At 69.0% G+C, this 18,024-nt stretch carries 18 protein-coding genes and 1 pseudogene; 6 read left to right on the top strand and 13 right to left on the bottom strand.

The window, feature by feature from the left end:
* Positions 1-212 precede the first annotated feature (212 nt).
* The 7 genes from AB0M65_RS32435 to AB0M65_RS32405 all read right to left on the bottom strand — a co-directional run bounded on the left by AB0M65_RS32435 (position 213) and on the right by AB0M65_RS32405 (position 5,502).
* Entirely contained in the window at positions 213-1,028 is an 816-nt protein-coding gene (locus AB0M65_RS32435; RefSeq protein ID WP_364036252.1) for a metallophosphoesterase family protein, read from the bottom strand.
* Positions 1,029-1,066: 38 nt separating this feature from the next.
* On the bottom strand, positions 1,067-1,861 hold the full coding sequence (locus AB0M65_RS32430) for an HAD-IIA family hydrolase (RefSeq protein WP_037318851.1): 795 nt from the start codon (positions 1,859-1,861) through the stop codon (positions 1,067-1,069).
* A gap of 54 nt (positions 1,862-1,915) precedes the next feature.
* On the bottom strand, positions 1,916-2,980 hold the full coding sequence (locus AB0M65_RS32425) for an ATP-binding cassette domain-containing protein (RefSeq protein ID WP_364036247.1): 1,065 nt from the start codon (positions 2,978-2,980) through the stop codon (positions 1,916-1,918).
* Positions 2,977-3,744 carry an ABC transporter permease gene (locus AB0M65_RS32420; RefSeq protein WP_364036244.1) on the bottom strand — a complete coding sequence of 256 codons (768 nt, stop codon included), beginning with the start codon at positions 3,742-3,744 and terminating at the stop codon, positions 2,977-2,979. The genes AB0M65_RS32425 and AB0M65_RS32420 overlap by 4 nt, the downstream gene beginning before the upstream one ends.
* Positions 3,745-3,829: 85 nt before the next feature.
* On the bottom strand, positions 3,830-4,594 hold the full coding sequence (gene modA, locus AB0M65_RS32415; RefSeq protein WP_364036241.1) for a molybdate ABC transporter substrate-binding protein: 765 nt from the start codon (positions 4,592-4,594) through the stop codon (positions 3,830-3,832).
* The gene (locus tag AB0M65_RS32410) at positions 4,591-4,995 is read right to left on the bottom strand and encodes a helix-turn-helix transcriptional regulator (protein ID WP_364036238.1); all 405 of its coding nucleotides are present in this window, start codon (positions 4,993-4,995) and stop codon (positions 4,591-4,593) included. Before AB0M65_RS32410 ends, modA begins: the two co-directional genes overlap by 4 nt.
* Positions 4,996-5,028: 33 nt before the next feature.
* A complete protein-coding gene (locus tag AB0M65_RS32405) occupies positions 5,029-5,502 on the bottom strand; it encodes a MarR family transcriptional regulator (protein WP_364036235.1) in 474 nt (157 codons plus the stop codon).
* A 101-nt stretch (positions 5,503-5,603) separates the two neighbouring features.
* Here AB0M65_RS32405 and moaA point away from each other — a divergent pair, with 101 nt between their 5' ends.
* The 4 genes from moaA to AB0M65_RS32385 all read left to right on the top strand — a co-directional run bounded on the left by moaA (position 5,604) and on the right by AB0M65_RS32385 (position 9,180).
* Positions 5,604-6,668 (top strand): GTP 3',8-cyclase MoaA, encoded by a 1,065-nt coding sequence (gene moaA / locus AB0M65_RS32400; RefSeq protein WP_364036232.1) that lies wholly within the window; start codon positions 5,604-5,606, stop codon positions 6,666-6,668.
* 1 nt (position 6,669) lies between these two features.
* Entirely contained in the window at positions 6,670-6,924 is a 255-nt protein-coding gene (locus AB0M65_RS32395) for a MoaD/ThiS family protein (protein WP_364036229.1), read from the top strand.
* A 303-nt stretch (positions 6,925-7,227) separates the two neighbouring features.
* Positions 7,228-8,079, top strand: coding sequence for a phosphatidylinositol-specific phospholipase C/glycerophosphodiester phosphodiesterase family protein (locus tag AB0M65_RS32390; protein WP_364036226.1), 852 nt, complete (start codon positions 7,228-7,230; stop codon positions 8,077-8,079).
* A 456-nt stretch (positions 8,080-8,535) separates the two neighbouring features.
* Positions 8,536-9,180, top strand: coding sequence for a transglycosylase family protein (locus tag AB0M65_RS32385; RefSeq protein ID WP_364036223.1), 645 nt, complete (start codon positions 8,536-8,538; stop codon positions 9,178-9,180).
* 829 nt (positions 9,181-10,009) lie between these two features.
* On the opposite strand, the pseudogene AB0M65_RS32380 reads toward AB0M65_RS32385, so the two are convergent.
* The 5 genes and pseudogenes from AB0M65_RS32380 to AB0M65_RS32360 all read right to left on the bottom strand — a co-directional run bounded on the left by AB0M65_RS32380 (position 10,010) and on the right by AB0M65_RS32360 (position 14,802).
* Positions 10,010-10,935 (bottom strand): annotated as a pseudogene (locus tag AB0M65_RS32380) (molybdenum cofactor biosynthesis protein MoaE).
* Positions 10,932-11,402 (bottom strand): cyclic pyranopterin monophosphate synthase MoaC, encoded by a 471-nt coding sequence (gene moaC, locus AB0M65_RS32375; protein WP_364036220.1) that lies wholly within the window; start codon positions 11,400-11,402, stop codon positions 10,932-10,934. Before moaC ends, AB0M65_RS32380 begins: the two are co-directional and overlap by 4 nt.
* A 16-nt stretch (positions 11,403-11,418) precedes the next feature.
* Entirely contained in the window at positions 11,419-12,966 is a 1,548-nt protein-coding gene (locus AB0M65_RS32370) for an alpha/beta hydrolase (RefSeq protein WP_364036217.1), read from the bottom strand.
* Positions 12,967-13,102: 136 nt separating this feature from the next.
* Positions 13,103-14,494, bottom strand: a complete 1,392-nt coding sequence (locus tag AB0M65_RS32365) for an NAD-dependent malic enzyme (protein WP_364036214.1) — start codon at positions 14,492-14,494, stop codon at positions 13,103-13,105.
* A 125-nt stretch (positions 14,495-14,619) separates the two neighbouring features.
* A complete protein-coding gene (locus AB0M65_RS32360) occupies positions 14,620-14,802 on the bottom strand; it encodes a hypothetical protein (RefSeq protein ID WP_364036211.1) in 183 nt (60 codons plus the stop codon).
* A 94-nt stretch (positions 14,803-14,896) separates the two neighbouring features.
* Between AB0M65_RS32360 and AB0M65_RS32355 the strand changes: the two genes are divergently transcribed.
* On the top strand, positions 14,897-17,140 hold the full coding sequence (locus AB0M65_RS32355) for a helicase-associated domain-containing protein (protein ID WP_364036208.1): 2,244 nt from the start codon (positions 14,897-14,899) through the stop codon (positions 17,138-17,140).
* Positions 17,141-17,414: 274 nt separating this feature from the next.
* Here the strand turns inward: AB0M65_RS32355 and AB0M65_RS32350 are convergent, their stop codons facing one another.
* The gene (locus AB0M65_RS32350) at positions 17,415-17,687 is read right to left on the bottom strand and encodes a hypothetical protein (RefSeq protein ID WP_364036205.1); all 273 of its coding nucleotides are present in this window, start codon (positions 17,685-17,687) and stop codon (positions 17,415-17,417) included.
* Positions 17,688-17,832: 145 nt separating this feature from the next.
* Here AB0M65_RS32350 and AB0M65_RS32345 point away from each other — a divergent pair, with 145 nt between their 5' ends.
* Entirely contained in the window at positions 17,833-17,967 is a 135-nt protein-coding gene (locus AB0M65_RS32345; protein WP_364036202.1) for a hypothetical protein, read from the top strand.
* The last annotated feature ends 57 nt before the right edge of the window (positions 17,968-18,024 follow it).

Genomic DNA, 18,024 nt, shown 5'->3' with positions numbered 1-18,024 from the left:
GTCGCCGCCGGACTGCTGTCGGTGGGCGACGGTGGCCGCCAAGACCATGCTCGTTCGTTTCATCGAAACCCCCTGTGAGTCGTGTTCGCAAAAAGTGTCCTATGGGGACCCCTCATGACATCCGGGCTGGATCGGGGCCGGGACTGAGGTCGGGCAGGGCAGGGTCGGGCAGGACTGGGCTCCCGAACCGCAGCAGCGCCGAAACCGACCACTCAGTCTTCCGGCTCGAACGGCAGCGGGATGATCAGGCACGGCCCGCCGACGAACAATCCGCCGTCGATGCCCAGCGCCTTCCCGCCCGCGTAGAGGTACGGTCCGTCGATCTGCGCCGGGTGGATGCCCAGCTGATCGGCGATGACGCTGTGCCCGTGCACGATCCGCTCGCCGCCGAGCCGGTCCATCAGCTGTTGCGCGACGTCGGCGCCCTCCGGGCCGCGGAAGGCGTACCGCGTCGTCATCCGCCGCCACACGTCCCACCACGACTCGATGTCGCTGCCTTCGAGGATCTCGCGGCCGCGAGTGTTGATCTCGTCGATGTCGGTACCCCAGTCGAGGTACTCGAGCGTGTCCGAGTGCATCAGCAGGTGGTTCGCGGCCAGCGTCAGCAGCGGGCGTGAAGTCAGCCATTCGATATGCTGCGGCGTGAGCCTGTCCTGATCGGCGAGCAGTCCGCCGTTGATCTCCCAGCTGCGGGCGAAGCTGCGTGGCCCGAAGTCGGAAGGCACCTCCGTGTCGCCGAAGTGGTACATCCCCAGCAGCAGGATCTCGTGGTTGCCCAGCAGCGTCCCGCAACGCCCGCCCGCGGTGGCGGCCTGCCGTTCCAGCCGCATCACCAGGTCGATCACGCCGACGCCGTCGGGCCCCCGGTCCACGAAGTCGCCGAGGAACCAGAGGGTCGCTTCACCGCCGGCCCAGTCGTCGTCGGCGTCGAGCAGCCCCTTCTCCCGGAGCGCCTCGGCCAGCTCGTCCCGGTGTCCGTGCACGTCACCGACCACATAGGTCGGGGACGGAGGCTGATCGTCGTGCATCTCTGTGACGATAATCCCTCCGCCCGCCGCTGCCTCGTTCAGCCTTCGCCGAACGGGTCGCCGGTCCGCCCCACCAGATCCGCGATCGAGTCGATGATCATCGTCGGCCGGTACGGGTAGTGTTCGGCGCTCTCCCGGCTGGAGATGCCGGTCAGCACCAGGATTGTCTGCAAACCGGCCTCGATTCCGGAGTGGACGTCGGTGTCCATCCGGTCGCCGATCATCAGCGTCGACTCCGAATGCGCGCCGAGCCGCCGCAGCGCCGAGCGCATCATCAGCGGATTCGGCTTGCCGACGTAGTACGGGGAGCGGCCGGTCGCCTTTTCGATCAGCGCGGCGACCGAGCCGGTGGCGGGCATGGACCCCTCCACACTCGGGCCGGTGGCGTCGGGGTTGGTGGCGATGAACTTCGCGCCGCCCTCGATCAGCCGGATCGCGCGGGTTATCGCGCTGAAGCTGTATGTGCGTGTCTCGCCGAGGACGACATAGTCCGGGTCGCGTTCGGTCAGCACGTAGCCGACCTCGTGCAGTGCCGTGGTGAGCCCCGCCTCGCCGATCACGAACGCCGAACCGTTCGGCCGCTGCGACGCGAGGAACTTGGCGGTCGCCAGCGCGGAGGTCCAGATGGCCTCTTCGGGGATGTCGAGACCGGTCCGCTCAAGCCTCGCCCGCAGGTCACGCGGGGTATAGATGGAGTTGTTGGTCAGCACCAGGAAGCCGATGTCGTTGGCGCGCAGCTCCTTGAGGAACTCGTCCGCGCCGGGTACGAGGTGCTCCTCCTTCACCAGCACGCCATCCATGTCGCTGAGGTACGTCCAACGGCGCTCGTTCATGACTTCAATCTAGACAGCCAGGCGAAGCCTGTCAGTTGAGGGCGGGGTCCGGGCTTAATGATCGGCGACGGCGTGAACAGCCACGGACGCCGCCTTGACCGAAAGGTTGACCGGCGTCCCTGGTTCGAGGGCCAGTTCGGCGACCGCGGCGGGGGTCAGGTCGGCGCTCAGACCCGCCGCCCAGCCGTCACCGCGGGTGCGGATCCGAATCACCGGACCGTGGGGTTCGAGTGCGTCGACGGTTCCCTCGACGGTGTTACGCGGGCTGCCCCGGTGCTCGCCGTCCCGCAGGTACACGGCGACGGCGCTGGGTGCGAAGACGGCCACGGCGGCCTCCCCCTCGACGACGTCCTCCGCCGGGATCCCGGCCAGCTGCCCGCCTGACGTGCGCAAACCGCCTTCGACGGCGACACCCGGCACCAGGTTGAGCCCGGCGATCCGCGCGGCGAACGCCGTCCGGGGTGCCGCGAGGACCTTGCGTGTCTCGCCGCGTTCGACAATCCGGCCGCCGTCGAGGACGGCGACGTGATCGGCCAGCGCCAGCGCGTCGAGCGGGTCGTGGGTGACCAGCACGGTCGGCGGCCCGGACCGCAGCACCCGCCGGAGCAGGCCGCGGATGGCGGGTGCCGCGTCGACGTCCAGCGCCGCGAAGGGCTCGTCGAGCAGCAGGAGCCGCGGCTCGGCGGCGAGAGCCCGCGCGATCGCGACCCGCTGCGCCTGCCCGCCGGAAAGCTGGGCGGGCTTGCGTCCGGCGAGTTCGAGCGCGTCCACTTCGGCCAGCCACTCCCGCGCGCGCTTTCTCGACTCGGCGCGACCGGCCCCGGTCGACCTCGGCGAGAACGCGACGTTGTCCAAAGCGGACAGATGCGGGAAAAGCAGGGCGTCCTGGGAGAGCAGGCCGATGCCGCGCGTATGCGGTGGCAGACCGGTCAGGACGCGGTCGTCGAGGACGATCCGCGCCCGGTCGGGCCGGAGCAGCCCGGCGAGACAGCCGAGCACACTGGACTTCCCCGAACCGTTCGGGCCGAGCAGCGCGAGCACACCGCCGCCGGGCACCGCGAACTCGACGTCCAGCGTGAACTCGCCACGCCGGAGCGCGATCCCGGCGGACAGGGTCACGACCGGACCCCTTCGAGCGCACGCGGCCGGGCCAGCGCGATCACCGCGACGGCGACCAGGATGAGCAGCAGGGCCAGCGCGACGGCGCTGTCGACGTCGACCTCGGCCTGCGTGTAGACCTCCAGCGGCAGTGTCCGGGTGACGCCCTCCAGACTGCCCGCGAAGGTGATCGTGGCGCCGAACTCGCCCAGTGCCCGCGCGAAACTCAGCACGATCCCCGAACCGAGCGCGGGCGTCAGCAGTGGCAGCGTGACCCGGCGGAACACCGTCCACGGCTTCGCGCCGAGTGTCGAAGCGACCCGTTCGTAGCGGTCACCCGCCCCGCGCAACGCGCCTTCGAGACTGACCACGAGGAACGGCATCGCGACGAACGTCTGCGCGATGACCACGGCCGCCGTGGTGAACGGCACCTGCTCACCGGTCAAAGTGGTCACCAGGATACCGAGGAAACCTTTGCGGCCCAACAGGTACAGCAACGCGAGGCCGCCGACGACCGGCGGCAGGACCAGCGGCAGCAGCACCACCGCGCGCAGGACACGGATCCCCCGTGTCCCCGAACGCGCGAGCACGACGGCCAGCGGGACCCCGAACAGCACACAGGCCACAGTGGACAGTCCGGCGGTGATCAGTGAAAGCTTGAGCGCGTTCAGGGACGACGTCGAGGCGATGAGGCCCGGGAACCGGGTCAGATCCGACCGCACCAGCAGGCCGACGACCGGCAGCACCACCAGCGCCAGTGCGCAGATCGCCGGTGGCCACAACACCCACGGGACCCCTGCCGCCGCGATTCGTCCTCTGGTTGCGGTCCTTGCGCGTGCATCTACCGCAACTAGAGGACTACTCGCGGAATCAGGGCGCGCCAAAACCGGCCTTCGCCAGTTCCTGCTTGCCTTCGGCGCTGAGGACGAAGTCCGTGAACTGCTTCGCGAGGGCCGTCTGGGGAGCGTCCTTGACCACCGCGATCGGGTAGCTGTTGATCGCACCCGCCGACTCTGGGAAGTCCACCTTGTCGACCTTCCCGGCCGCCGACGTCGCGTCGGTGACGTAGACCAGTCCGGCGTCGGCGTCCCCCGACTGGACCTTCGCGAGCACCGACTTGACGTCCTGCTCCTCGCTCGCGGGCTTCAGAGTGACCGCGGAGGCCTGCTGGACCTTCTTCGCCGCCGCGCCGCACGGCACCTGCGGCGCGCAGACGACCACGGTCAGCCCGTCCTTGGCGAGATCCGCCAGCCCCTTGATGCCTTTGGGGTTCCCCTTGCCGACGGCGATCGCGAGCCGGTTGGTGGCGAACACCGACGGCTGCCCGTCGATCACCTCGCCCTTGGTGGCCTTTTCCATGTTGGCCTGGTCGGCGGAGGCGAAGACGTCCGCCTTCGCACCCTGGGTGAGCTTCTGGACCAGCGCCGAGGAGCCCTCGAAGCTGAACTTCACCGTCACCCCGGGGTTCTTCGCCTCGAACTGCTTCCCCAGCGCCCCGAACGACTCGGTCAGCGACGCCGCCGCGAACACCGTCAGCGTCTTGGCCTCGGCCCGCGGGGCGGCCGGCTGCTGCTCCGAACCGCAAGCCGTCGCGGCCAATGCCAGCGCGAGCAGAGTGGGGACGAGTCTCCTCATCGGCTTCCTTCCGGGGTTTCGATCACGACGGTGGTCGCCTTGACGACGGCGACCGCGAGCACTCCCGGCCGAAGCCCGAGTTCGCGGACGGCCTCGGAACTCATCAGGGAGACCACGCGATGCGGGCCGCACTGCAGTTCGACCTGTGCCATCACCTTGTCCATCACGACTTCGGTGACGAGTCCGACGAACCGGTTGCGTGCGGACCGGCCGACGTTCGAAGGATCCTCGGGCTGTTCGGCCTGCGCCTTGGCGAACGCGGCGAGTTCGGCACCGTCGACGACCTTGCGGCCCGCTGAGTCATCGAACGCGTTCAACTGGCCGGCGCGCACCCAGCGGCGGACGGTGTCGTCGCTGACGCCGAGCAGACGAGCGGCCTCAGACAACCGGAATTGCGGCATCCCAGGAGGATACTTGCCGCAGATGCGGAAAAGCTATGGGCGCGAGGAAGTGCCGATCAGTTCGTCGCGGAGGTCATCGAGCAACGCGGTCTGATAACGCTCCAGCACTTTCCGTTCCTCCGGAGAGAACTGTTCGAGCAGGTTCTTCATGCTCGTGTACGCGGATTCGAAGAGCGGCGCGTGGCGCTCCATGGCGCCGGGAACGACCTCTATCAGCACTTTCCGGCGATCGACGGTGTCGCGGACACGGCGGGCGAGACCCGCCTTCTCCAGCCTGTCCATGACGCCCGTCACAGCACCGGTCGACAACCCGGTCAGTTCCGCGATCCTGCCGGCTGTCAACGGTCCCGGCGCCTGGCCGATGAGTTCGAGTGCTTTGTGATCGGTGGCCGACAAGCCCATCCGCTCGGCGATCCTCGCGTGCCGGAGCACGGTCAGCGTGCTGCCTTCGCGGCCGAGGTGGGCGAACCGGGCCAATTCCTCCGCCGAGAGCGGATATTTCGCCATCCGGAAAACCCTTCGGGAAGAAACCAGGCCACGCGGCGTTCGGGTACGAAAGAGATTCTAGACAGTCGGTTTAGCGCCTCTCGCGGGTTAGTCTGGTGGCAATGACAGCAGTCGATCTCGGGTTTCCCCGTGTCCCCGGTACACGAGGTCCGTCCACCGTGCCCAGGCCCGACAACCCCGCGCTGATCGACACCTTTGGCCGGGTGGCGACCGATCTGCGGGTGTCGCTCACCGACAAGTGCAATCTGCGCTGCACCTATTGCATGCCGGCCGAAGGGCTCGAATGGATGCCGAGCGCGGACGTGCTGACCGACGACGAGCTCGTGTTCCTGCTGCGGATCGCGGTCGAACGGCTCGGCGTCACCGACATCCGGCTGACCGGCGGCGAACCGCTGCTGCGCCCCGGCCTGGAGCACGTCGTCGAGCGGATCGCGGCGCTCGAACCGCGGCCTCGGCTTTCCATGACCACCAACGGGATCGGGCTCGCGAAACGCGCGAAGGCACTCGCCTCCGCGGGGCTGGACCGCATCAACGTCTCACTGGACACCGTCGATCGCGCGTTGTTCGAGACGATCACACGTCGCGACAGGCTGTCCCACGTGCTCGACGGTATGGCCGGGGCGCGGGAGGCCGGGCTGAACCCGGTGAAGGTCAACGCGGTGCTGATGCGCGGGCTGAACGAGGATCAGGCCGTGCCGCTGCTGCGGTTCTGCCTCGCCGAGGGCTACCACCTGCGGTTCATCGAGCAGATGCCGCTGGACGCGCAGCACGGCTGGAACCGGCGCGACATGATCACCGCCGAGGAGATCCTCGGCATGCTCGGCGAGGATTTCACCCTGTCGCCGTTCCCCGCCGCACGCGGTGGCGCACCCGCCGAACGCTGGCTGGTCGACGGCGGCCCTGGCGACGTCGGCGTGATCGCGTCCGTGACGAGGCCGTTCTGCGGCGCCTGCGAGCGGACGCGGCTGACCGCCGACGGCGCGGTGCGGTCGTGCCTGTTCAGCAACGACGAAACCGACCTGCGTGCCCTCGTGCGCGCGGGCGCGCGTGAAGAAGAGGTAGCGGACGCGTGGCGGGCGACCATGTGGGGCAAGCTCGCCGGGCACGAGATCAACGAGGCCGGTTTCGCGCAGCCGATCCGGCCGATGAGCGCGATCGGCGGCTGACATGGTGACCATCGTGGTGCGGTACTTCGCCTCGGCCCGCGCGGCCGTGGGCTTCGACGAAGAGAAAGTGACCCTGCCGGACTGCGCCCGGGTCGCCGACGCCGTCACCCACCTGCGTGAACTTCACCCGGAGAAGCTGGCGAAGCTGCTCGACGCGGTCTCGTTCCTCCTGGACGGCGTCGCGGTGCGGGATCTTACCCGGCCGCTCACCGATGCCTCCGAACTGGACGTCCTGCCCCCGTTCGCAGGCGGCTGACCTGCGGAAACGCGGGAAAGTGATAGCGTCTCACGGAGCGCGCCAGCGCGACGAGAGACTTCACCCCGCGCGCCGCTTTCGGCCGAAGGCCACGGAAACACGATGAAGGGGCGCCTTCGAGCACAACGGATGCCCAACGACGAACACCGCCCCTTCGGCGGGTTTTCGTCAGCGCGTGATAGCAAAGGTCCCTTGCTCCCCCCGGCGAGGGGACAAAGCTGCCCCGCAGAGGTTCCGGGGCCCTTGACCTGCAGTCCGTCCGGAATTCACCGGCCGGACGCCGAAGCCGCTGAGGATGCGCCAGTGATCACTCCCCGCCGCATCCTCGCCGCGTTGCTCGCCGCGGTCGCCGCCACGAGCCTGGCGACCGCCCCCGCCTCCGCCCACGAAGGCGGCGTACGGCCGCTTCCGCAGGCTCACAGCCACAACGACTACGAGCACGCGCGTCCGCTGCAGGACGCGCTCGATCAGGGCTTCACCAGCGTCGAAGCCGACATCTACCTGGTGGACGGGCAGCTGCTGGTCGCGCACGACCTGGCGGACACACGCCCGGACCGCACACTGGAGTCGCTCTACCTGGAGCCGCTGCGCAAGCGCGTCCTGGCCAACCACGGCGTGGGCGTCTACCGGCAGCGCGCCGAATTTCAGCTGCTCATCGACGTCAAGGGGGACGCGAACAGCACCTACGCGGCGCTGGAGAAGCGGCTCTACAGCCCGCGCTACTCCTTCCTCTTCTCTTTGTATGCGTTCGGGCACGTCCAGAAGCGCGCGGTCACCGCGGTGATCTCCGGCGGGCGGCCCAAGGACGTGATGCTCGGGCAGAAGTTCCGGCTCGCCTTCTACGACGGCCGGATCAAGGACAAGAACGACCTGCACATCGGCTCGGACCGCCGGGTGACCCCGCTGGTCTCGGACTCCTGGACCGAGCTGTTCACCTGGACCGGCGCCGGCGAGTTCCCCGCCGCCGAGCGCGCGAAACTGCACGACATCGTCAAGCGGGCGCATGCGGCGGGCCAGCGGGTGCGTTTCTGGGCGACCCCTGACGTAGCCGGTCCTGATCGTGACGCTCTGTGGAAAGAGCTGGTCGCAGCCGGGGTCGACCACCTGAATACGGATGACCTGCCAGGACTGGCGAACTTCTTGAGGGCTCGCTAAAGTGCGCGTCCCATTCGCGCCCGAAGGCGCACGAATGGTCCAGTCATCCCCTAATCCACGTGATGCAAGCCTCACGATCCGTGAATTATCTCGGCCAGGAAACGGTCCGATAACGGCCAGCTGACCTGCATAAACAGCCGAATCGTTATGGGTTGCGTGCTGTTACTGTGATGTAGGTCACAGCTCGAATAATTTCCGATCAGGCCGTTCGTTACGTACCGTCGCTTTTCGGTTGGCCCCGACCGACCACGCAAGACCGGGAACCCGTAGCGCCTAGCCCTGTCCAACGGATTCCCGGACCCAACCCCGAGCGAAAGCATTTCCGGACAGGGACGAGGGGACCGAGCCGACGCGTCGTGCGTCCGGCGAAGTCAGCCGGCCTGCGAAGGTCGGCCAGGCCCACTCGGGTCCGCCCTCAGCTCAGACTCGTAGGCGCAGGGAGCGAGATTTACTCACATGTCTTACCGAGGCAAGCACCGCAAGATGTCCGCTGCCACTCGCCACATCGCCCGTGTCGCCATCGCCGGTGTCGCGGTCGGAGCGCCCCTTGCCATCGCCGCGACCCCCGCGTCGGCGACCAACTGGGACGCCATCGCGCAGTGCGAGAGCAGCGGCAACTGGAGCACCAACACCGGTAACGGCTACTACGGTGGTCTGCAGTTCTCGCAGAGCACCTGGCGTGCCTACGGTGGCACCGGCAGCGCGCACGGCGCTTCGCGTGAGCAGCAGATCGCTGTCGCCGAGCGCGTCCTGCAGGGCCAGGGCATCGGCGCGTGGCCGAACTGTGGCAAGAAGGGCGGCTCCGCCAGCCCCGCCAAGGCCAAGTCGACCGCCCCGAAGGCCACCAAGAAGGTGACCCCGAAGAAGTCGACCTCCGCGCCGGCTCCGAAGGTCACCAAGCAGGCCCCGGCTCCGGCCGTCGCCAATGTCGCGAACTCCAACCCGGCGGGTGACTACACCGTCGCGGCCGGCGACACGCTGTCCAAGATCGCTTCCAAGTTCAACACCCAGGGCGGCTACCAGAAGCTGCAGGAGCTGAACAAGGAGTACGTGCCGAACGCCGACTTCATCGTCGTCGGACAGAAGCTCGCCACCAAGTGAGCTCATGAGCACCAGTAAGTCGTGATGCCCGCGGGACTCCCCGCGTTGGCCACGTCGCGACTGACAGAGCCCCACCGCGCCATTCCCCCGGCGGTGGGGCTCTGTTGCGTCCTGGCGCGGAAAGGCGCTCGCCCTCGTCCGCCCTTCGCGCGTTTCGTCCTCTGAATGCGGTAGATGCAGGCGCAACTACCGCAAGTAGAGGACCTGCCCCGCCGGAAGTACATGAAGGCCCCCTTCCTTGCGCTAGGCGCAAGGAAGGGGGCCTTCATGTACTTGGCAAGGCGTGAAGGTCGAGTTTCCTCGGCTGAGCCGAGGGAAGGGGCCTTCACGCGCCACCCTCGTGGCTGGTGATGTTGCTGAGGCCAGGGATGTTGTCCCGGGTCCGCCCGCCATAGGTACTCACTGGGGGTAAGTCAAAAGTGGCGTGACTGGGTCTCTGTAGTGAGGCATGCTTCGCCGGCTTCATGGCCGGGAGGCCTTCGCGGTGCGGGTTCGGACTGGCTGACGGCGCCCGGCCGCGCCTTGACTGTCCACAAGAACACTTTCCGGTAACTAAATGCCCGTTTTGCGCCTATATGTGCGGTTCTTGGTGGGGGACGTGAGTGATCAGGAGGGTTCTAACCCTCTATATCACTCACGACCTCTCCCAAAGCATCACAAAAGGCCCAAACAAGACACTCGCAGGTCAAAAGGTGTCCTTTGTGGATGGTCAAGGAGCTTCTGGTTTACTGACGAGTCCAGTGCCGCCGCCGAACCGCCCCGCCATGTTTGACCTTCCCCTCAGTAACCGACCCGAATCACTCACGACACCCCAGGCCCGCCGCCACTCTCATGGCGAATTGACCCACTCGTCGCTGCCGTCGCTGAAGTGCTGGTGCTTCCACACCGGCAGCCGCGACTTGACCTCGTCCACCAGCTCCGAGCACGCGGCGAAGGCCTGCCCCCGGTGCTCGGCCGCCACGGCGCACGCCAGCGCGACGTCCCCGATGGCCAGTGCGCCCAGCCGGTGGCTGACGGCGACCGCCCGCACGCCGGTCCACTTCGCCGAGAGGTCCGCGACGACCTCCGCGAGCACCTCCGAAGCGCTGGGGTGCCCCTCGTAGGCGAGCCGTTCCACCGACCGCCCGCCGTCGTGGTCGCGCACGACCCCGCCGAAGGTGACGACGGCGCCCGCGGCCGCGTCGTCCACCAGCAGGGCGTGCTCCTCGACCGAAAGCGGCTCGTCGACCACCGCGACCCGTGCGACCCGAACGTTCACTGCTGTGCCTCCCGTGGGTGGTCGCCGCCCGCCAGCTGGTCGACGGCGTGGTCGAGGATCCCGTCCAGTACGCCGAGGCCGTCCTTCACACCGCCGCGCGAGCCGGGCAGGTTCACCACGAGGGTCCGCCCGGCCACGCCGGCGACTCCGCGCGAGAGCACCGCCGTCGGCACCTTGGGCAGCCCGGCGGCCCGGATGGCGTCCGCGACGCCGGGCAGTTCGTAGTCGAGGATCGCGCGGGTGACGTCCGGCGTGCGGTCGGTCGGCGAGATACCGGTCCCGCCGGTCGTCACGATCACCTGGACCCCGGCCGCGACGGCGTCCCGCAGCGCGGCGCCCACCGGGTCCCCGTCTTCGACGACCACGGGGTCCGGCACGTCCCAGCCGCGCGCGGCGAGCCAGGCCGTGATGACCGGGCCGGTCGTGTCCTCGTAGACGCCCTTCGCGGCACGGTTGGAGGCCACGATCACCCGGGCCGCCCGTAAAGCCCGGTTCACGGCCGCTCCCAGGTGCCGGTCTTGCCGCCGTCCTTGCGGATCAGCCGGACGTCGTCGAGGGTCGCGGCGGGATCGACGGCCTTGATCATGTCGTGCAGGGTCAGCCCGGCGACGGCGACGGCGGTCAGCGCCTCCATCTCGACACCGGTCCGGTCGTCCGTCTTCGCGGTCGCGGTGATGTGCACGGCGGTCTCGTCGAGGACGAACTCGACCTTCACCCCGGACAGCGCGATCTGGTGGCAGAGCGGAATCAGCTCGGGCACCTTCTTCGCGCCCATGATGCCCGCGATCCGGGCGGTCGCGAGGGCGTCACCCTTGGGGAGCCCGTCCGTGGCCAGCAGGCCGAGCACCTCGGCCGTGGTGTGCACGGTGCCGCCCGCCAGCGCGGTGCGGGCGGTGGGCGTCTTGCCGGAAACGTCGACCATACGGGCGGCACCCGTATGGTCGACGTGGCTGAGTTCACTCACGCCAGCAGGCTAGTCCTCAGAACATGAGCTGCTTCGAGCGAACCACTTCGAGTGCCTTCTCCCGATCCTGCCGCTGCTGCGACGTCATCGAATCGAAGAGTCCGCCCTTGTCAGCGGCGCAGGCCGTGTCGTGCGCGGGACGCTTGCCTTCCACGAAGAACCGGTTGACGGCGTTGTTGCCACAAGCGTTCTCCGAACTCAGCCACACCCCGTGCCCGCCGTCGTCGACCGACACCATCCGCGCCCGATCGCCCAGCGCACGCCGCATCTCCTTGGCCCCGCTGAGCGGAGTCGCCGGATCACGCAGGTTCTGCACCAACAGAATGTTCGACGGCCCCCGGTCGCCGATCCGCACCTGCGGTTCGATCGGCTCGGACGGCCAAAACGCGCACGGCCAGATGTTCGCCCCTGCCGCGCCGAACATCGGGTACTTCACCCGGTCCTGCGAGACGTTGCGCTGGTAGGTCTTGACATCCTTCGGCCAGCCCGCGTTGTTGCAGATCACGTGCAGCTGCGCGGAAAGCACCTGCGCGAGGTCGAACTGCGAGGCCTGGGTGGACCGCTTCCCGACACCTGTGTGGTCGATCGCCTGCCATTGCTGCGCCAGCGCGGGGAACGAACTCGTCGCGTACAGCGCACCGAGTGTTCCCGTCCGGAACGCCGTGCCGTCCATGCCGGGGATCGCGCCGCCGTCGAGCTTGGCGACCAGTTCGCCGAACTTCGCCGTCACCTGCCGCGAGGTCCGGCCCAGCCCGTAGCTGGCGTGCCGTGCGGCCGCCCACTTCGCGAAGTCCGGGAAGCGGTCTTGGAATCCCTCCGCCAGGCGACGCGAGAAGGTCGTGTCGGGACCGCCCGGGCCGACCACGCTGTCGAGCACGACACGGTCCGTCCGCTCCGGGAACAGGGTCGAGTACACGGCACCGAGGTAGCTGCCGTACGAGACGCCGTAGTACGAGATCTTCCGCTCGCCCAAGGCTTCCCGGATACGGTCCATGTCCCGGGCGGTGTTGGCCGTGGTGATGTACGGCAGGTTCCCCGCGGTCTTCGACTCACCGCACTGCTTCGCGATACCTGCCGCGTACTTCGCGTGCTCCGCGACGGCCGCCGCGTCGCGGGCGTACGGTGGCAACTCGCTGACCTGCTGGTCCGGCCGGAAATCGCAGTTCACAGGCGTGCTACGACCTGTCCCGCGCGGATCGAACCCGATGATGTCGTAGGCATCGAGCAAGCTCGACGGCACGCCCGCCGCAGGCAGCCCTTTCGGGATGTCCAGTCCCGAGACACCGGGTCCGCCCGGGTTCGTCAGCATGATGCCTCGCCGCTTCGACGGCTTGGTGCCGGCGAGCTTCGACACGGCGATGTCGATGGTCGACCCGCCCGGGTCCCGGTAATCGAGCGGGACCTTCAAGGTGGTGCACCGCACCCCTGGTGCGGCGACCTCCTCCGGGCAGGGGCCCCATTCCGGCCCCGGCGGCGCGGCGGACGCCGTGGCCGGTACCAATACCGCCACCGTGACCGCCGCAGCCGCGAGTGTCCCGATTCTGCTCAATACCGCGCGCTTCATCCTCACCCCGTCATGCTCGATTTCCTGGTCGGGATCGAGGCTATGAGCGGGCCGGTGCCGCGGTCATCACCCTGGAGTCGACCGCGAAATCGTCCCCGGTGATGAGGCTGCCGCCGAATGGAGCAAGGGACCTTTGCTATCGCTGGACGGCCTTCGCCGCCTTCTTCACGGCATCTGCCACGGCGGGCGCGACGGCGCTGTCGAACACGCTCGGCACGATGAACGACGCGTTGAGCTTGCCGTTGTCCACGACGTCCGCGATGGCGTCGGCGGCCGCGAGCAGCATCGAATCGTCGATCTGGTGCGCGTGCGCGTCGAGCAGACCGCGGAACACGCCGGGGAAGGCGAGCACGTTGTTGATCTGGTTCGGGAAGTCGCTGCGGCCGGTGGCGACGACGGCGGCGTGCTTCTGCGCTTCCAGCGGGTCGATCTCCGGGTCCGGGTTGGCCAGCGCGAACACGACGGCGTCGGACTTCATGGTCGCGACCTGCTCGGCGCCGAACAGGTTCGGCGCGGAGACCCCGATGAACACGTCGGCGCCGACGAGCGCCTCGTGCAGTGTGCCCGCCTGTTGCTCCTTGTTCGTGTGCTCGGCGATCCAGGTCAGGTTGTCGTCGAGGCTGCCACGCGCGGAGTGCACGATGCCGTCGATGTCGGCGGCCACGATGTCACCGGGGTTCTTGCCCAGCAGCAGGCGGATGATCGCCGAACCGGCCGCGCCGACCCCGCTGACCACGATCTTGCAGTCTTCGATGTTCTTCCCGACCACGCGCAGTGCGTTGCGCAGCGCGGCGACCACGACGATCGCGGTGCCGTGCTGGTCGTCGTGGAACACCGGGATGTCGAGCAGCTCGCGCAGCCGCGCCTCGATCTCGAAGCAGCGCGGCGCGGCGATGTCCTCGAGGTTGATGCCCGCGTAGACCGGGGCGATCGCCTTGACGATCTTGATGATCTCTTCGGTGTCCTGGGTGTCCAGGCAGACCGGCCAGGCGTCGACGTCGGCGAACTTCTTGAACAGTGCCGCCTTGCCCTCCATCACCGGCAGCGCCGCGGCCGGGCCGATGTTGCCGAGGCCGAGCACGGCCGAGCCGTCGGTGACGACGGCGACGGTGTTCCGCTTGATGGTCAGGCGGCGCGCGTCCTCGGGGTTCGCGGCGATCGCCTGGCAGACCCGCGCGACGCCGGGGGTGTACGCGCGGGAGAGGTCGTCACGGTTGCGGAGCGCGACCTTGGGCGTGACCTCGATCTTGCCGCCGAGGTGGATCAGGAACGTCCGGTCGGAGACCTTGCGGACACGCACCCCCGGCAGCGAATCCAGGGTCTGCGTGATGTCCTGCGCGTGGTTCTCCGACAGGGCGTTGGCGCTGATGTCGACGACGATCGAGTCGGGATGCGACTCGACGACGTCGAACGCGGTCAGCACGCCGCCGACCCGGCCGACGGCGGTCGTCAGGTCACCCGCCGCGGTGGACGACGCGGGGGCCTCCACCCGGACGGTGATCGAATATCCGGGACCGGGAACCGGCATGGCACTACCCCCGCTGAGGAAAGCTGAACAGGTCGATCGAAAACCTACTCCCGTGACGACCGCCACGGACCCTCGCCGGGGTGACTGACGAGTAACTTCCAGGGTCGCCGGTCCCGGTGACTTCGCTACCGGTTGATCTCGGTCTCGGGGTGCACGTAGGGCACCGCGTCGAGCGGGAAGGTCAGGTCGCCGAACGGGGACAGCGCACCCTGCCGATCGGCTGCGAGCTCGGTGACGGGGTGTTCCCCGTCTTCACCGGGCCACGTCGGGTCGATACCCGCGCGCTTCTTGTTCTCGCCCTTCGCCACAACATCCTCCCGAGCATGGTCAAGCCGTTCTCTGAAGGACAGTCTGCCCGAACGCGCCTGCCGGTCAGGCACCCGCCCGGTATCCTGATCGTCTATGCCCGCGCCCTCCATGGCGGACTGGCTGCGTAACGAGTCAGACGACGCGCTCGCCGCGCTGCTGCGCACGCGTCGCGACCTGTCCACGCCGCCCCCGTCCGACACCATCGTGCTCGCCACCCGGGCCGGCACGCCGGGCTCCGTCGCGCGTGCTTGCGAAGACCTCGACACCTTCACCCTCGCCGTGCTCGACGGCCTGTTACTGGCCGGGGCGGACACCGATCCGGTTGCCGCGGACGAGGTCGCGCGGCTGGTGGGTACCAAGATCGGCGAGACGCTGGCCTTGCTGCGCACCCGGGCGCTGGTCTGGGGTGGCGACGGCGCGCTGCGCGTCCCGCCGTCGGCCCGCGACGCGCTCGGCCCCTTCCCCGCCGGGCTGGGGGCGTCGTCACCCACACTCGCCGGAACGGATATCGAGGCCGCGCTCGCCGAGGTCGGCGAGGACGAACGCGCCCTGCTGACGACGCTGGCCGCCGGGCCGCCGATCGGCCGTACTCGCGACGCGTCGGCCGACATCCCGCTGGAGCGGGCGCGGAACCCGGTCCAGCGGCTCCTCGCGCGTGGCCTGCTGCTGCGCCGGGACGACCAGACCGTCGAGTTGCCCCGCGAACTCGGGATCGCGCTGCGTGGCGGGACGGTTTTCGACCCGGCTTCGCTGCGCGAACCGGAACTCCCCGTGCATCCGCACCAGCGGTCCACAGTGGACGCGACGGCGGCGGGTGAGGCGATGGAGTTCTTGCGCCAGACCGAAAACATGCTTCGCGCGTGGTCGGAGACGCCGCCGCCGGTGCTGAAGTCCGGCGGGCTCGGGGTGCGTGAGATCAAGAAGCTCGCCAAGGAGCTCGACGTCGGCGAAACGCGGGTGACCCTGCTGGCCGAGATCGCGGTCGGCGCCGGGCTGGTCGCCGACAGCGAGGCGACCACACCGGAATGGGTGCCGACGACGCTGACCGATTCCTGGCTCGCGTCGCCGACGGCACAGCGCTGGATGACGGTCGCGCAGGCCTGGCTCGAACTGCCCCGGCTGCCCGGCCTCGCTGGTGGACGGGACGCGAAGGACAAGCCGATCGCGCCGCTTTCGGAGGAACTCCGGCGGCCGCTGGCGCCGGTCTCACGGCGGCGGATCCTGCTCGCGCTGGCGGCATTGCCCGAAGGCTCCGGGGTCAAGAGCACCGACGAACTGGTCGCCTCGCTCGCCTGGCGCGCGCCGAGGCGGGGCGGACGGCTGCGGGACGAGACCGTGCGCTGGACGATGGCGGAAGGGGCCGCGCTCGGCCTGATCGGGCTCGGCGGGCTCACGACGGCAACGCGGGCGTTGCTGGCCGAAGACCGGCCTGGCGCCGTCGAGGCGATGCTCGACGCGCTGCCGCGTCCGGTGGACCACGTCCTGGTGCAGGCCGACCTGACCGTGGTCGCGCCGGGACCGCTGGAGGCCGAACTCGCGACCGAGATGACCGCCGTCGCCGACATCGAATCGGCAGGGCACGCCACCGTCTACCGGATCACCGAGACGTCCGTGCGGCGCGCGCTCGACACCGGGCGGACCGCGGGCGAACTGCACGCGTTGTTCACGGCCCGGTCGGCGACGCCGGTACCGCAGGGGCTCACCTATCTGATCGACGACGTCGCCCGGCGGCACGGGCGGCTGCGCGGTGGCGCCGCCGAGTCGTTCCTGCGCTGTGATGACGCGTCGCTGCTCGCGGAGGTCATGGGCAGCCCGGTCGCGGCGGAGTACGGCCTGCGGATGATCGCGCCGACGGTGCTCATCAGCTCGTACCCGCTGGCGGAGGTCCTCGACGGGCTCCGCGGCGCCGGTTTCGCCCCCGCCGCCGAAGGCCCCGACGGCCGCGTCATGGACATCAGGCCGTCTGGACGTCGCCTGCCGGCGAAGGCGCGTGCCGCGCGTCGCGCGCCGGGAGAGCAAGCCGGGCTGACCGACGACCAGGTCGGCAAGATCGTCGCGCACGTCCGGGCCGGTGACGCCGCTTCGGCGCGACGTCGCGGCGAAACGGTGCGAGCGCCGCAGGGCGGTGGCGCCGGGGACACGTCCGCGACGCTGGCGCTGCTGTCCCAGGCGACCATGGAGCGTCGCGACGTATGGATCGGCTTCGTCGACTCACGCGGGACGGCGAGCCAGCGCGTCGTGCGCCCGGTGCGGGTGGGCGGCGGGGTGCTCGAAGGGACCGACAACGAGCGGTACCCGCTGCACCGGATCATCTCGGCCGCCCTCGTCGAAGACTGACCGGCCTGTTCGCCGGACTCGCGGCCAGGGCTACGGCGTGACTCGCGAGTTCCGCCTTTAAGCACGCGAGTTCCGCCTTTAAGCACGCGAGTGCGAAGTCTGAGCACGCGAGTTCCGCCTTCAAGCACGCGTGATCCGCCTTCAAGCACGCGAGTGCGAAGTCTGAGCACGCGAGTTCCGCCTTCAAGCACGCGTGATCCGCCTTCAAGCACGCGAGTGTGAAGTCTGAGCACGCGACTGCGGCTGATCACCTGAGTGCGAGTACCGGGTCGGGCTAGACCAGCTGCTCGGTGCGGAGGTCCTTCAGCACCATGGACATGGCCTCGCCATGAGTCGGCCATTCAGGCGTCCCGATTCCGACCGAACGCAAGGCGGCGCGGATCGCGGCGTGCCCTTCGGCGATGGCGTGCGACAGGTCGCCGCTGGAGATGTCGGCCTCGATCTCCATCACCGCACGACCGGCGTCCGCGGAGACCGCGCTGTCGGTGAACCCGGCGACACAGCGTTCCTGATCGAGGAGGGCCTGCACGACCTTGTCGCAGATCATCGGCGCCGTCTGCGATGAAGACCCACTGCGCATGGACGGTCACGCCCATCAGGAACCTCCCTCGATCCGGTAGCAAGGTTGACGCAACAGCCAGGACAACGCGTTCACGAGACCCTGCGGACCTCCGGGACCCGGATCGTCGTCGGTGTCGGCGAGACCTCGGCCCGGGCAGCCCGCGCACGAGGCCGCCGTCCTCGCCGCCGGTCTCCTCGGGGTGAAGCCGACCTACTTCCCGGGCGACCATGGCGGTTTCGCCACCGAGGCCGCCGGGATGTCATGAGGGGTCCCCATAGGACGAATTTAGTCCTATGGGGACCCCACATGACGCAAGAAGACC

It is taken from the genome of Amycolatopsis sp. NPDC051071 (assembly GCF_040682875.1).
Lineage (GTDB): Bacteria > Actinomycetota > Actinomycetes > Mycobacteriales > Pseudonocardiaceae > Amycolatopsis.
Note: the sequence above shows the minus strand (reverse complement) of the source record. Positions and strands in the feature narration are given on the sequence as shown.